This is a genomic window from Pseudomonas lalkuanensis, assembly GCF_008807375.1.
Taxonomy (GTDB): domain Bacteria; phylum Pseudomonadota; class Gammaproteobacteria; order Pseudomonadales; family Pseudomonadaceae; genus Metapseudomonas; species Metapseudomonas lalkuanensis.
On sequence record NZ_CP043311.1, the window covers coordinates 3169412 to 3183794 of the forward strand.

Below are 14383 nucleotides of genomic sequence, written 5' to 3' on the forward strand. Positions count from 1 at the left end.
CATGGGCTACGCAGAACTCTGGAGCGCGGCACAGGCGGAACTGCTGGTGGCGGCCTGGGCCACGTTGCAGCTGGCGTTCGGTGCGCTGGTGATCGGCCTGCTGGTCGGTCTGCTGGTGGCACTGGCACGGCTCTCGGGCAGCGCCGTGTTGCGCCGCGCCGCGCTGATCTACATCGAAGTCTTCCGTGGCACCCCTGCCCTGGTGCAGCTGTTCATCGTCTACTTCACCCTGACCGAAGTGGGCATTCACTTCAGCTCGTTCCAGGCAGCCATGATCGGCCTGGGCCTGAATGCCGCGGCCTACCTCTCGGAGATCTATCGAGCGGGCCTGCAGGCCGTGCCCAAGGGGCAAGTGGAGGCGGCAAAGGCCATCGGCATGACCCGCATGAAGATCCTGCGCTGGGTGGTGTTGCCGCAGGCGATTCGCATCGTGTTGGCGCCTATTGGCAACGTGGCGATCTCGCTACTCAAGGACACCTCGGTGGCTTCGCTGATTGCCGCGCCAGACCTGATGCTCCGGGCTCAGGACCTGAGTTCGGTTTACTTCATGCCACTGGAAATCTACGTCCTCGTGGGGGCGATGTACTTCGTGCTCTGCTACCCGCTCTCCCTGGGTGTGCGATTGCTCGAACGCAAGACGAGACGTTGACATGGTGCAGCATGCGTCGACTGTCGCCTGAACTGGTACGTGACCAACCGCATCTCGGGAACCTCCATCAATCGCTACCTGCAATGGCTGGGCGATCTGTTCCATGGCGACCTCGGCGTCTCGCTGGTCACGTACCCGTCCAGGAGAGCCCCTGCGGTTCCCTCCATAGCGCTGTGTTTTAAGTGACTTCGAACATCAGCTTCTGGTCGATAGCTGACTCTATTAACGGGCGGCTATCGGCCAGCAGCGGACGTTCGAAATGACTACCGGGGCTTCTCATTTCTGAGCTGGGGCGACAGCGCAGAAATTGCTGCTCAAAGCCACTCGCTCCGCGAGTAACCGCCAGATTTTGTCATCCATCCAACAAAAACTGCGCATCAAAGAAAGGAGCAAAACCCCGATAGGCTGAGCAACCCTGCCAAAGAGATGCATGTCGAGAAGAGGGAAATTTGAACCGTCGAAAACGACGACCCAATGACTACTTGGAGACATGACATGACTGACTTCACCCCAAACCCCAACGAAGTGGCAGGCAAAGTAATTCTGGTTACCGGCGCAGCCAGCGGTATCGGTAAAGCCATTACCGAGCTCCTACATTCCCGCGGTGCGAAAGTTATCGCAGAGGACATTGATCCGTCCGTCATTGCCCTTGAGCGCCCAGGCATTGTTCCCTTTGTAGCGGATATCACCGTAGACGGCTCCGCTGAAAAAGCGGTTGCCCTGGCCGTCGAGAAGTTCGGCAAGCTGGACGTTCTGGTCAATAACGCCGGCCGCATTCTCTACAAACCGGTCGTCGAGATGACTCGCGAAGACTGGACCTGGCAAATGGAAACCAACGTCACCGGTGCCTTCCTTCACTCCCGTGAAGCGATGAAGGAAATGATGAAAAACAAATCTGGTGCGATCGTGAACATCGCCTCCTATGCCTCGTACTTCGCCTTCCCCGGCATCGCGGCCTATACCGCGTCCAAAGGCGCCCTGGCCCAGCTGACGCGCACCCAGGCGCTGGAAGCGATCGAACATGGCATCCGCGTAAATGCTATCGGCGTGGGCGATGTGGTGACCAATCTGCTGAACCACTTCATGGAGGACGGTCGCGGTTTTCTGGAAGAGCACGGCAAATCAGCGCCTATTGGCCGGGCCGCTGCGCCCGAAGAGATCGCAGAGATCGTTTCCTTCCTGGCCTCCGAGCGGGCCAGCTTCATCGTCGGCTCGGTGGTCATGGCAGACGGCGGCATGAGCATCCCGGTGGGCTGATGCTTCGCCTCAATTCGCTGGGTGCAGGGTTGCCCTGCACCCAGCGTTCCTCTCCAGTCGAATATCCAAAGGAGGCGCCATGACCGCACTTCGAAAGTCTGACTTTCCACTGATCGATGTACGCCAGCACCTGGAGACTGGCCCTATCGTACTGGTCACCTCAGCCTGGAAAGATGAAACCAATATCATGACCATGGGCTGGCACATGATGATGCAGTTTTCTCCCGCTCTGTTCGGGTGCTACATCTGGACGGGAAACCACAGTTACGAGCTGATCCGAAACAGTCAGCAGTGCGTCATTAATGTGCCCACCGTCGAGCTGGCTGATCAGGTCGTCGCGGTGGGGAACAGCACAGGCGCAGCCGTCGACAAATTCTCCGCATTTGCTCTGACCGCGGCCCGGGCGGACCGGGTAAAGGCGCCGCTGATCAAAGAGTGCTACGCCAATTTCGAATGCCAGTTGTTTGACGCAAACTTGATCGGCGAGTACGGCCTGTTCGTATGGGAAGTCGTGAAAGCCCACGTTGCGCTATCGGTGAAGAACCCAAAGACACTGCACTACCGAGGCAGGGGGCAGTTTATGGTCGCGGGAGATACTCTGGATTTCCACGAAAAGTTTCGGGCACAGAACCTTTGAATCCCCGCTCCGAAATCCTCACTTCCGGTAGTGGCTGGGCTTGACGCCAACTTCTCGTTTGAAAATCTGAGAAAAATGACTCGGGCTGCTATAGCCGACCTCCAGACCAATGTCGATGATGCTGTGATCCGTTTCCAGGAGGAGCTGCCGGGCTCTGGCCATTCGCATTCGGATAAAGAATCGGGAAGGTGAATACCCGGTAGCTTTCTTGAATAGTCGACTGAAATGGTATTCGCTCATGCCGGCCTCTTCAGCCAGCGTCCCAAGACTGAACGGGGAAGCCAGATTGGCTTCCATGGTCGACAAGACTCGCCGCAACTTGAAGGCGGGCAATGCATTACGGTGTGCGATATCGTCCGCCGAGCTGTCCAGATACTCGCGGGCAAGGTGGACAGCCATACATTGGGCCAGCCCCTGGAGAAACAGTGCGCTGACCGCATTCCGACTGGTCAGCTCCGCGCGGACCTGCTCCAGCAGCAGTGATAGGATTTCGTCACGACCACCCGATACCTCACGCAGACGGACGGCGCCGGATCCCCCGAGCACTTCCCGGACGGCTTTTTCAAGCAGCGGGATGCCGAGATAGATGTGCATCACTTCGAATGCATCTGCGCCGGAAACTTTCCAGCGCATTTCGTAGGGCTCTGCGGAGGACGTCAAGAAAAAGTCCCCCTTGGCCACATGGCTGGTTTCCCACTCGCCGCCAGGAATTCGCTCCTCCACGGCAGCGGTTCCGGAGATGATCCACACCAGTAGCGGTTCGGCCACGGCCGGCACGATAAAGCTGTCCTGGTCACGTTCACGATTGAATATCTGAACCAATACATCGCGTGCTGCCAGGCTGTCCGAGGCAGCCAGACGCCTGCCGCGAATGTACGCCTCCAAACCCTCGGCAGAAGTCCGCTCGGTCAGGTTCACGCTCATCCACCTCTCTCCTGATGGGTCAGGCCATCGGCCAATGGTTGCAACTGCAGCGTCATGAAACCTCACTTCACTCTCAGACCTTGCGAGCCGAAGTGGATTAAACGTCGACGCCCGCACTGAGGCGGGCGATCAGATATTGGAAACATCACCTGAAAAAAAAGCCGGAATGCATTCATTCCGGCCTTGGTTTCAACGCTCTGGATAGAGGACCATCCCGGCGTGATACAGCACGTTGTTTCGGAACTCGCCGTCTGCAGTGAAGCCTGTATCGTCGACGTACTCGATATGGTCGCCTTCAAGCCAGTAACGTCCTTGGTAGGCACTTTTCTGCGACCCACGGGCCTCGTCATAACGTCCGCCAGGCAACAATTCATGGCGAATACGACCGTCGGCGGTCACCCACATGCCAACGTACTTGTTCTGGTCTCCGGATGGCTGTGCCATGACTTTCTCCTCCTCGGCTGGAAATGACGATCAGAAAGGGCTCGCGGTGGGACGGACGATCAATTCGCTGACGTCCACATCAGCAGGCTGCTCGACGGCGTAGGCGATGGCGCGAGCAATGGCTACGGCGGGAATGGCGATCTTGCGGAACTCTTGCATTTCCGCGCGCCCACCTTCATCGGAAATGCTGTCAGCCAACTCGGACTCGGTGACACCGGGAGCGATGACTGTGACGCGAATGTCGCCACCTACTTCCTGACGAAGCCCTTCGGATATGGCGCGCACAGCATATTTAGTCGCGCAATACACGGCAGCGGTAGGGCTTACGGCATAGGCGCCGATCGATGCGATGTTGATGATCTGCCCCGATCGTTGTTGCTGCATAAGGGGCAGGGTCGCTGCAATGCCGTGCAGCACTCCGCGAATGTTCACATCGATCATCTGGTTCCATTCGTTGACCTTCAGGGCCTCCAACTTGGACAGCGGCATGACCCCGGCGTTATTGACCAGTACGTCCACGCGGCCGTGAAGCTCCACGGCAAAGTCGATGAACGATTGCATGTCATCCAGGCTGGTTACATCCAGTGGCAGCACATCGGCGATACCGCCAGCGGCACGAATTTCGTCTGCCAAGGCCTCGAGGCGATCGGTACGGCGAGCCCCCAATACAACCCGAGCGCCTTTGCTGGCGAGAAGGCGGGCGGTTGCCTCGCCAATGCCGCTGCTGGCACCGGTAATGACGACGACTTTCTGTTCGATATTGTTCATCTTCATGACTCCTGTTTTCGCTTCAGAGGTTCCTGCTGCCCAGCAGGTCTTGGAGTGAGATTAAGAAGTCATGCCGAGGTGTCGTTAATCGATTACTACGAAGGTTTTGCACAATGCTGTGGGGGCCGGGAACGCCGCTAGTGCCGCTTCCAGCCGACTTTTTGCTGACTGAAAGCCATGCCCAAGTGGAACAAGGCGGACATCTGCCGGCACGGGTCCGGCGCTAATGGATGTCCTCGCGCATGGATACCCAGAGGTACGTCTACCAAGCGCCAAGCAATCGCAATATCCTTTGGCGCAGCAGATTGACGGAGTGATGAAGGTGAACGACCTGGACGTGGAAATTGCCCGACACAGAGCAGAGCTGGCCAAAACCATACAGCGCTTCGCTCCCGAGTACGGCGTGTACCAGACGGCTATCCCTCCGCTTCACTTCATCCGCAGTGATGCTCCAACCGATACGATCCACACGGTCCACAAACCAGGTTTATGCATCATCGCCCAAGGCCGCAAGGAGGTAAGGCTGTGGAACGAAAGCTATGTCTACGATCCGCTGAATTACCTCGTTGTATCGGTCACTTTGCCGCTGGCAGGCCAAGTCATTGAGGCATCTTCAGAACATCCGTATCTGTGTATACGACTGGACATCGACCCTGCCGAGATCGCGCAGCTTATTGCGGATAGCAGCCCTATTGGCGTTCCAGGCCACGGGGCAAACCGGGGGCTGTACCTCGACAAGATCGACACATCGCTGCTGGACGCCATGCTGCGTCTGGTCCGACTTCTCGATACGCCATCAGATATCCCCGCATTAGCCCCTCTGGCACTTCGGGAAATTTTCTATCGCCTGCTCAAAGGCCAACAGGGCCAGCGGCTGCATGAGATTGTGATCGCGGACAGTCAGACCCACCGGGTTACCAGGGCGATTGAATGGCTCAACCGACACTACGCAAAGCCTCTGCACATCAAAGAGCTCGCCAGCTACGTGAATTTGAGCACCTCAACCCTTCATCATCGCTTCAAATCCGTTACCGCCATGAGTCCCCTGCAGTACCAAAAACAACTGCGATTACAGGAAGCGCGCCGTTTGATGATTTCAGAGGGATTGGATGTCTCCACGGCGGGCTTCAGGGTGGGTTACGAGAGTCTTTCGCAGTTCAGCCGAGAATACAGTCGGATGTTTGGTGCAGCTCCCAGCAAAGACATCGCAAAAATTCGGTCGACTGCGTAGCGAACCCCATCGTCCGCTTCTGGCCGACAACTGCCCTTCATGAAAGAAAGTTCTCGTCCATTAGCCACCGCTTGCTGAGGTTAGCCCTAGTTCCGAAGCGATTGGCTTTATCAGGCTCAGCGCCTTCAGACCGCTTCCGATAACTACTTCGAAGCCCGCAGGCCGAGTTCATGAAGATTCTCAATGGGTCGTGGATGCCCCAGATAGAAACCCTGGAGTTCGTCGCATCCCAAGCTGCGCAGCAATTCAAGTTGTTCCGCAGTTTCCACACCCTCTGCGGTGACTGTCATCGACAGTGCGTGACCGAGTTGGATGATCGCGCGGACGACGGCGAGGTTACTGCCCTCTTTCAGTTGAGCAACAAAACTGCGATCTATCTTCAGGGTGTTGAATGGGTATCTGCCAAGATAACTGAGGGACGAGTATCCCGTTCCAAAGTCATCCATGGATAAGCGAACCCCAAGCTCACTCAGTCCCTTCAGGGTCTCAAGCGCTCCTTGGGCATCATCCAGCATCATGCTTTCGGTGATCTCGAGTTCCAGACGGCCAGCTGGCAGGCCAGCTTCCTCCAGAACAGACCGCACCTGTGCCACGAGTCCGGGCCGGCGGAACTGTTCGGCTGAAAGGTTGACCGAAACGAAGAGAGGGGCACCGAAGTGCCTGGCTTGCGAGCAGGCTTCTTCCAACACCCAGGTGCCCAGCGCCACAATCTGGCCGCTCCGTTCCGCCAGTTGAATGAAATCGCCGGGGCCGATGAGCCCTAGCCGCGGATGCTGCCAGCGCACCAGGGCCTCCATCCCGCCAAGTTCCAAGTCACGAGCACGATGACGGGGTTGGAAATACAAGCGCAGTTCATCGTTGGCAATGGCGTGGCGCAACTCCAACTCCATCTGCCGTTCGGAAACCATTCGAAGTTCCAGTTCGCGGCTGAAGAAGCACCAATTGCCGAGCTCCAGATTGCGCGCCTGATGAAGCGCAATCTCACTACAGCGCAGGAGTTCACGTGCGGTCACGGCATCCTCTGGTGCTACTGCGATTCCGATCTGGATGCCGAGCCTGAACTCTTCATTGGCGATCAAGAGCGGGCGCTCGACGTATCTCACGAGCTGCTTGCACAGTTCGTTGACCTGCGCACGGCTGGAGTAGCCCGTATCGAGCAGGACGACGAACTCATCGCTGGTATAGCGAAATATCTGGACCTCCGCAGAGAAGAACTCCTCCAGTCGCTGGGCAAACTGGACCAGTATCTGGTCTCCACCTGTGCGCCCAAGGTGATCGTTGAGTTGCTTGAAGCGCGCAAGATTGATCGTGATCAAGACCAGCAATTCTCTCTCTGGTCGCGGCGAGCCCAGGCGCTGCTCCAACACCTCGAACAGGTGACTGCGATTAGGCAGGCTGGTGAGTTCGTCGAAGTGCTGAAGATGCTGGACCCGCAGTTGGCTCTCCGTGAGCGCAGTGGTGTCGCAGGCGGTTCCTCGATATCCGGTCGTGCCGGACGGCCCCGTAATCACTCGCACCATGACGTTGCACAGACAGTATTTCCCCTTGGCGGACAGGTACCGGCATTGCAAAGGGGCGTTCGGTGTCGAGACTTCCGTTGGACGGGCGAACCAGTCGGCGTGTAACTCCGTATCCGCCTGGAGCAGTCTGGAAAGGGGACGTCCGATCCAGGTGTCAGGGTTGTGCCCGGTAACTGCCTCAAAGCGGCTGGAGAGGAACGTGAGACGCAGCTCAATATCGGTTTCCCACAGCCAGTCGGAGGTCGCCTCCGCGATATCCTGAAACCGTGCCTCGCTGGCTTGCAATCTGGAATAGCTTTCATCCAGCCGCCGCGCCGAGGTCAGGCCCTGACGTGTTACCAGCCAGCCCAGCCCGGTCACGATAAGGCCCGCGACACCCAATAGCGGCAGTAGAACCATGAGCAACGCATCACCAGGCCTCAGCGGGGTCCAGCGCAAGAGTACCGGCGTCTCCTGCCTGGAGGTGAGCATCAGGCGCGGCTGTTCCTCGGCATCCTGGGCGTCCCGGGGGCTGCGAAGCTGGGGCAGTGCGTAATCTTTGCCGAGCGCGTCCAGCTTCTCGGGCGTGAGCCTATCGGCGAAGAGCAGGACTGAAGGAGGGCCAGGAACCGCAGGGACCGTCGGATCCCCCCCTTGGGTGAATGCCGCGGCCACGACCAGGACTGGCTGGCCGGATACCTGAAAGGTGTCCATGGCCGGAGACGGCTCGACAGCCAGCAACCGGGCACGCTCGACCAAGGCCGAGACGTCCCCTTGAAGCCAACTCCGGGCAGAGGTCGACTCCAGTTGCCCGTCGATTACGGCGTAAACCGTCCGGTTGTCGGGGGCAATTACGAAGACGCCTTCGTAGCCGAAATCCTCGAACAAGGAAGGGCCGAGATTGCGCCGAGTGTAGGCCCACCCGATGTCGACCCGCGCGTGAAGGTTCTGGTACGCGTCGCCCCAGAATGCATAGTCGCCGATAGACCTCAGGAGGTTCTCCTGCCTGGCTTTCACCGCCTTTTCGGCAAAGAACCTGCTTTGCGCCAGTGCCTGCTCATTCTGGCTGAATGAAATTCTGATGAGGAATGTCGCCATCAGAACGAACGCCAGGACAAGCAGGGAAGCCATTCTCACCAGTGTCTTACGGGTAAACCAGATACTGGAACCGGTGCGGATCCGGGATTGCCTTTCAACGTTGGACGAGGTCATGCAAATCCTTCTTGACCAATCGGCGGAGCAAAGGACACTTAATACCAGCCTTCCATGTGCCCGAAGAAGCAATTCTTCTTCTGCCCGCTATTCGAGCCAGATTGCCCTGTAGAGACCCCAGTCCGTTTGCCCAGCCTTCGAGCGCTGTATGGAGCAAGTTGGATTTGCTTTGATGACGGTTGAGATCGGAGCGAACTTGAATAAATCGAACGGCCGCACATGGCTGATGGCGGACGTTTGGAGCAGGACTAATGGAACTTTCCCCTTGGTCGTCAGTGAATCGTAGGGAAACGCTCTTTCAGCAATGCCTGAGCCTGATAGGCCATCTGATCGAGCAGGCGGTCGCGTTTGCTCTCAGCCTCGCTCATGGCCTTCTTGCCGTGCTGCTGCACCAGGTAAGCGTGGATCTGCCGCACTTCCTTGGATTGGAATATCGGCGCCAGGTCCTGCACCGCCACCATGCCGTCCGAGCGCTGATCGCGGGTGTTCAGCAGCACGTGCGGCCCCTGCGCTGCCAGTACCTGAAACCCCATTGACTCGAAGGTCGGCACCTTGCTCGCCACGCAGGCCAGTTCGGCATGGGGCCGATGCTTGACCATCTGCTGCAACATGGCCCGGGCAATACCGCGCCGGCGGTGGCTGGCCTTGACGGCCATATAGGTCAGCGTGCAGGCCCCGGCATCATCCGGGCTCGGCAGGTACAGGGCAAAACCCAGCACCTGGGAGGGATCTTCATCATCCAGGGCCAGGATCAGCCTGGCGCTGCTGTCCAGAGCGCTGTTCATGGCCTGCAGATACAGGTGTACCTCGTAGCCGATCACGTACTGATACAACTGGTAGAGCGGATTGCCAGGGGGCAACGGCACCGGGCTGATGTCACGGAAGTAGTCCACCACCATCTGTAGAACCTGACTATTCAGAGATTCGGGCGGCGATGTGTCCAGGGTTACGAGGGTGAACATTTGAAGCTGGCTCCGGGCGTGCCCAATCCGGGGGATCGGCGCAGGCGCCATTGTAACGCCCGCGAGCATCGAGCGTTCTCGCCGCACTCGCACATGCGCGCCCCGTTTGGCGAGATTTTCCCCTCATGCACGGCGCGTTGAGTAAATATCCACGCTCGTAGAACGTGGACTTGCGATAGCCCTCTGGAAGGGGGCGAATCCACTATCGTGCCCAACGCCGACCTCTTCAGCACGGTCTGGACCCTAGGGTGCACTGTGCGCGCCGACTACAGGACCCGCTTCGGCACCTGGCCAAACCGCGGGTGCGAACGGCGTACCCTACCCGATCGGCCTCTTCCTGCCAGCCTGAGCATTCGAATCGTCACGGGCAGAGCCGATGCCCCATGACCACGCCCCCAGGACGTGGTTTCCCAAGCTCAAATGAATCGATTGTTGTGGGGAGCGCGTGCAGCCTGCAGGTCACTCGCTACCGGCGCATCTGGGCTCGGTGGTGAAGGTACGGGATACGTCCACAGCGCCCAGGTGCTCCAGGGTACGGCGGCCGATCAGCACCGGGTAGAGCATCTTGCCGCGGTTCCTCAGGGAGAATTCTTCGTTGTAGACGCTATCGCCGATGCACATCTGCAGTTTCACCACCGGACGGTGATCGGCGCCACCCGCGCCCCTGACCTTGACGTTCCGTTCCACTGGGCGCTCGAACGGAATAGTCACCACTTCTCCGGTTTCTCCGTCCTTCACTTCGACGTTGAAGCGCACCCATTTCTTGCCGTCCTTCTCGAAGCGCTCCAGGTCCTTCGCGTCCATGGAGGACGTCAGCGCGCCGGTGTCCAACTTGATCTTCACCGACACTTTTTCGGGGAGCAGCCAGCCCTCTTCCACCCATCCGAACACCTTGGTCGGACTCTGGGTGGCGGAGAACGCGGTGGGGATCATCATCAAACCCGCGAGCAGTGCGAGCAGACGTACTTTGTCGCGGCCCATGAACGACTCCTTCAACAGGAAAGGCCCCACTCTGCTCCTGGCATCGTCAAGGATGTGTGAATCGGAGTGGACCATCCAGCCGATGGCCGGGGCGCCGATCGCTACCGCGCCGTGCATCCGGATTGACATGGAGCATGCCCCGACCCGCTGACTATCCTCATTCTTGCGCCAGCCCTACTGCACCCATTCGTGCCCTGCCCGCTCTCCTGGAGCATCGATGAAAGACACCCAGTCCGAAGTTCCTCCGCTAGCCGCCCTCGCCACGCCCCTGCAATCGGGCTGGCGGCGCTGGCTGCCCGGACTGAAGATGTTGCGGGAGTACCAGCCAGCCTGGCTGCCCAGGGACCTGGTTGCGGGCCTCGTGCTCACCACGATGCTGGTGCCGGTGGGCATTGCCTACGCCGAGGCTTCGGGTGTGCCGGGCATCTATGGCCTGTACGCCACCATCGTGCCGTTGCTGGCCTACGCCCTCTTCGGCCCCAGCCGCATCCTCGTGCTCGGCCCGGATTCGTCGCTGGCTGCCATCATCCTCGCCGTGGTGATGCAGCTATCGGGAGGCGACCCGATGCGCGCCATCGCCCTGGCCAGTGCCATGGCCCTGGTTTCCGGGCTGGTGTGCATCGCCGCCGGTTTGTTGCGTCTGGGCTTCATCACCGAGCTGCTGTCCAAGCCGATCCGCTATGGCTACATGAACGGCATCGCCTTCACCGTCCTGATCAGCCAGACGCCCAAGCTGTTCGGCATTTCCGTCGACAGTTCCGGACCGCTTCGCAATATCTGGGAACTGGGCCAGGCGTTGCTCGCGAACCAGGCCAACTGGACGTCCTTCGCCGTGGGCGCCGGCACGCTGGTGGTGATCCTGCTGCTGAAACGCTACGAGCGGGTACCGGGCATTCTCATTGCGGTAATCGGCGCGACCCTGGTGGTGGGCGGCCTGGACCTCTCCGCCATCCACGGGGTGAAGGTGCTTGGGGCGATGCCGCAGGGGCTGCCGGGGTTCGCTGTGCCCTGGCTGCATCCGAGCGACCTGGTCACCGTGCTCGTTGGCGGCGTCGCGGTGGCGCTGGTTTCCTTCGCCGACACCAGTGTGCTGTCCCGCACCTACGCCGCGAAAACCCGCACAGCCGTTGACCCGAACCAGGAAATGGTTGGCCTGGGCGCCGCCAACCTGGCCACCGGGCTCTTCCAGGGTTTTCCCATCAGCAGCAGTGCGTCGCGCACGCCGGTGGCAGAAGCGGCCGGCTCGAAAACCCAGCTCACCGGCGTGTTCGGCGCGCTGTGCGCTTCCCTGTTGCTGCTACTCGCCCCCGACCTGCTCCAGCAACTGCCCAACAGCGCCCTGGCCGCTGTGGTGATCGCCGCGGCCATCGGCCTGTTCGAGTTCAAGGACCTCAAGCGCATCTACCGCATCCAGCAATGGGAGTTCTGGCTGTCGATGACCTGCTTCGTCGGCGTGGCGGTGCTGGGTGCCGTCCCGGGGATCGGCCTGGCCGTGGTCGTGGCGGTGATCGAGTTCCTCTGGGATGGCTGGCGTCCCCACTACGCGATTCTGGGTCGAGTCGACGGCATTCGCGGCTACCACGACATCAGCCGCTATCCGCACGCCCGCGTGGTTCCCGGCCTGGTGTTGTTCCGCTGGGATGCGCCGCTGTTCTTCGCCAACGCCGAGCTGTTCCAGAACCGCGTACTGGGCGCCGTGGCCCAGGCACCGGGCGAGGTACGCCGCATCGTGATCGCGGCGGAGCCGGTCACCAGCGTGGACGTGACGTCGGCGGACATGCTCGTGGAGCTGGAGCAGAGCCTGCGCAACGCGGGCGTGGAATTGCGCTTCGCCGAAATGAAAGACCCGGTGAAGGACAAGCTCCGGTACCTGGAGGTGCTTGCCCGTATCGGTGCTGGCGACGAGATATTCCAGCCAACGGTCGGGGCGGCGGTGGATGCCTATCTGGAAGAGCATGGGGTGGACTGGACGCCTTGAGCGCCTGGAGCAACTGCGTTGCCCTTGGCGAATGAATCCGCCCCTACAGGAAATGCAGAGCCTCGGTCCTCCGCTTTCTGGCGGGGCCTGCAATCGCCGGGCAGACCCAAAGGCTGCCCCGGAAGCCTGAGGGCAACTGCGTTGCCCCCGGCCCCACAGGAAAGGCGGTCATTGCCTGACCGGTCACTCCTCCAGCTTCAGCAGCGGCTTGCTCTTGTTCACCGTGTAGGTCGCCAGCTCGGAGGCGGTGGTGCTGCCAATGTTCTTCGCCACGTGGGGCGTGCCTGCGGGGATGAACAGGGAATCGCCCGCCTTGAGCACGATCGGCGCACGGCCTTCCAGCTGGTATTCGAAGGTGCCGGATAGCACATGAGCGACTTCCGCGCCCGGATGGGAGTGCCTTGGAGACGCCACGCCCGGATCGATATCCACGCGAGCCTGGATGGTTTCATAGCCGGGCACCTCCAGGTCGTGGCGGACCAGGTCGGTACGGTGTATTCCGTTCTGCCAGCTCGCCTTGCCGACCTCGGATTGCGGCAGGGATTCCCCGGCCTGAGCGAGACCCGCGAATGCAAGCAGGGCCGCGGCGGTGGTGATGAAAGCTGAATGCAACATGGACGGGGCCTCTCGTTAGAGCAGTGATGGAGGCTTCACCCTATCCACGGTATCTGCCGGCGTTGTGTCGGAATCCGTGGATTTTGCAAGCCCGCATGTCCGGGCACGCGGGCGATACACGAGCTTACAAGGAAGGCCCGCCGGAAGACTCCAGAGGGCCCGGTGCACCCGGCTCAGCGAGACAGCGGGTCGGCGACCTTGCGCTGCGACTTCACCTTGTACATCTCGTGGTCCGCCAGCCTGATGGCCTCTTCCGCGTCCACGGTTCCCGGCAGCACCGCCACCACGCCGACACTGGCGCCACGGTAGTGGATGGTCCCGCTTCTCTCACCCAGGTCGTACTGCCCTTCCGTGGCCTTCGTCAGCCGTGCCTGCAACAGCTCGACGGCCTTGCACATGTCGGCCGAAGGGTCCTGCTTCCCGGTGGCCGAGCCTAACGCGACCACGATGAACTCGTCCCCGCCGGAACGACCGAGCACGTCGCTGGTACGCAGACTGTCCTTCAGCTGCGCGGAAACGCCCTTCAGGAACCCGTCGCCAGCCTGGTGGCCGTATGTGTCGTTGATGAGCTTGAAGCCATCCAGGTCGACCACGCCGACCAGGACGTACTTCTGCTCGCGCCCGGCCAAGGCGAGCAGGCGCGAAAGCTCGCTCAGGATGGCACGCCGGTTGGACAGCCCGGTGAGAGAGTCGGTCAGGGCCAGCTTCGCCAGCTCCGCATTCGCTTCCTGCAAGCGATCCACCAGCATCTCCCGCTCGAGCAGATAGCCCACCAGTCCGGAAAGCAGCCGCATGATCGGCTCGACCTCCGGAGAGCGGGCGACCTGGGCGGAGCTTGCGGCACAGACCGTGCCCAGCACGCGGCCATCGTGGGCTTTGATCGGGGCGCTCACGTAGGTCTTGATGCCGAGCGCCCTGGCGGCATCGGAGTCGCCCCAGCATTCGGCGACGTCATCGGAGTACAGGCGGTTTTCGTCCAGGGCCCGCTTGCACAGCGTATCGGCCCAGGGCACCACCAGCCCCTCGGGGATCTCCATCGCACCGACGTTGCGCGCGAACTCGACGCGCTGTACGCCTTGCTCAGTGTCGATGGTGGTCAGGTAGGTCGACTCCATCCCCGTCACCTTGCCAAGCAGGGTCAGCAGCGGCCGCGTGAGCTGCTCCACGGTCTGGGCCTTGGGAACGGTCTCGGAGAGGAAGGAAAGTATCTGATCCATGCAGAGCTT

Annotated in this window: 13 protein-coding genes; 5 read left to right on the forward strand and 8 right to left on the reverse strand. The window is 60.4% G+C overall.

Going from position 1 to position 14383, the window contains the following annotated elements:
* Nucleotide 1: 1 nt before the first annotated feature.
* The 3 genes from FXN65_RS14715 (at nt 2) to FXN65_RS14725 (ending at nt 2543) form a co-directional block, all read left to right on the forward strand.
* The gene (locus FXN65_RS14715) at nt 2-649 is read left to right on the forward strand and encodes an amino acid ABC transporter permease (protein WP_151133892.1); all 648 of its coding nucleotides are present in this window, start codon (nt 2-4) and stop codon (nt 647-649) included.
* A gap of 495 nt (nt 650-1144) precedes the next feature.
* On the forward strand, nt 1145-1906 hold the full coding sequence (locus FXN65_RS14720) for an SDR family NAD(P)-dependent oxidoreductase (RefSeq protein WP_151133893.1): 762 nt from the start codon (nt 1145-1147) through the stop codon (nt 1904-1906).
* A 79-nt stretch (nt 1907-1985) separates the two neighbouring features.
* Nucleotides 1986-2543 carry a flavin reductase family protein gene (locus FXN65_RS14725; protein ID WP_151133894.1) on the forward strand — a complete coding sequence of 186 codons (558 nt, stop codon included), beginning with the start codon at nt 1986-1988 and terminating at the stop codon, nt 2541-2543.
* Between the two features lie 18 nt (nt 2544-2561).
* Here FXN65_RS14725 and FXN65_RS14730 read toward each other — a convergent pair whose 3' ends face one another.
* From FXN65_RS14730 to FXN65_RS14740, 3 genes are all read right to left on the reverse strand, one after another.
* Nucleotides 2562-3467 carry a helix-turn-helix domain-containing protein gene (locus FXN65_RS14730; protein ID WP_151133895.1) on the reverse strand — a complete coding sequence of 302 codons (906 nt, stop codon included), beginning with the start codon at nt 3465-3467 and terminating at the stop codon, nt 2562-2564.
* Nucleotides 3468-3656: 189 nt separating this feature from the next.
* On the reverse strand, nt 3657-3911 hold the full coding sequence (locus FXN65_RS14735; protein WP_151133896.1) for an Atu4866 domain-containing protein: 255 nt from the start codon (nt 3909-3911) through the stop codon (nt 3657-3659).
* 30 nt (nt 3912-3941) lie between these two features.
* Nucleotides 3942-4679 (reverse strand): SDR family oxidoreductase, encoded by a 738-nt coding sequence (locus tag FXN65_RS14740; RefSeq protein ID WP_151133897.1) that lies wholly within the window; start codon nt 4677-4679, stop codon nt 3942-3944.
* A 316-nt stretch (nt 4680-4995) separates the two neighbouring features.
* Here FXN65_RS14740 and FXN65_RS14745 point away from each other — a divergent pair, with 316 nt between their 5' ends.
* Complete coding sequence (locus tag FXN65_RS14745; RefSeq protein ID WP_151133898.1) at nt 4996-5910, forward strand: AraC family transcriptional regulator; 915 nt, start codon at nt 4996-4998, stop codon at nt 5908-5910.
* 143 nt (nt 5911-6053) lie between these two features.
* Here the strand turns inward: FXN65_RS14745 and FXN65_RS14750 are convergent, their stop codons facing one another.
* From FXN65_RS14750 to rloA3, 3 genes are all read right to left on the reverse strand, one after another.
* Complete coding sequence (locus FXN65_RS14750) at nt 6054-8621, reverse strand: bifunctional diguanylate cyclase/phosphodiesterase (RefSeq protein WP_151133899.1); 2568 nt, start codon at nt 8619-8621, stop codon at nt 6054-6056.
* 272 nt (nt 8622-8893) lie between these two features.
* Entirely contained in the window at nt 8894-9583 is a 690-nt protein-coding gene (locus FXN65_RS14755) for a GNAT family N-acetyltransferase (protein ID WP_151133900.1), read from the reverse strand.
* Between the two features lie 459 nt (nt 9584-10042).
* Nucleotides 10043-10564: a retropepsin-like aspartic peptidase RloA3 gene (gene rloA3 / locus FXN65_RS14760; RefSeq protein WP_151133901.1), complete on the reverse strand. Its 522-nt coding sequence runs from the start codon at nt 10562-10564 to the stop codon at nt 10043-10045.
* Nucleotides 10565-10871: 307 nt separating this feature from the next.
* On the opposite strand from rloA3, the gene FXN65_RS14765 reads away from it, so the two are divergent.
* Nucleotides 10872-12542, forward strand: coding sequence for a SulP family inorganic anion transporter (locus FXN65_RS14765; protein WP_244620765.1), 1671 nt, complete (start codon nt 10872-10874; stop codon nt 12540-12542).
* 183 nt (nt 12543-12725) lie between these two features.
* On the opposite strand, the gene FXN65_RS14770 is transcribed toward FXN65_RS14765, so the two are convergent.
* Nucleotides 12726-13157, reverse strand: a complete 432-nt coding sequence (locus FXN65_RS14770) for a cupin domain-containing protein (protein WP_151133903.1) — start codon at nt 13155-13157, stop codon at nt 12726-12728.
* A 173-nt stretch (nt 13158-13330) separates the two neighbouring features.
* Nucleotides 13331-14374 carry a sensor domain-containing diguanylate cyclase gene (locus FXN65_RS14775; protein ID WP_151133904.1) on the reverse strand — a complete coding sequence of 348 codons (1044 nt, stop codon included), beginning with the start codon at nt 14372-14374 and terminating at the stop codon, nt 13331-13333.
* Nucleotides 14375-14383: the final 9 nt, after the last annotated feature.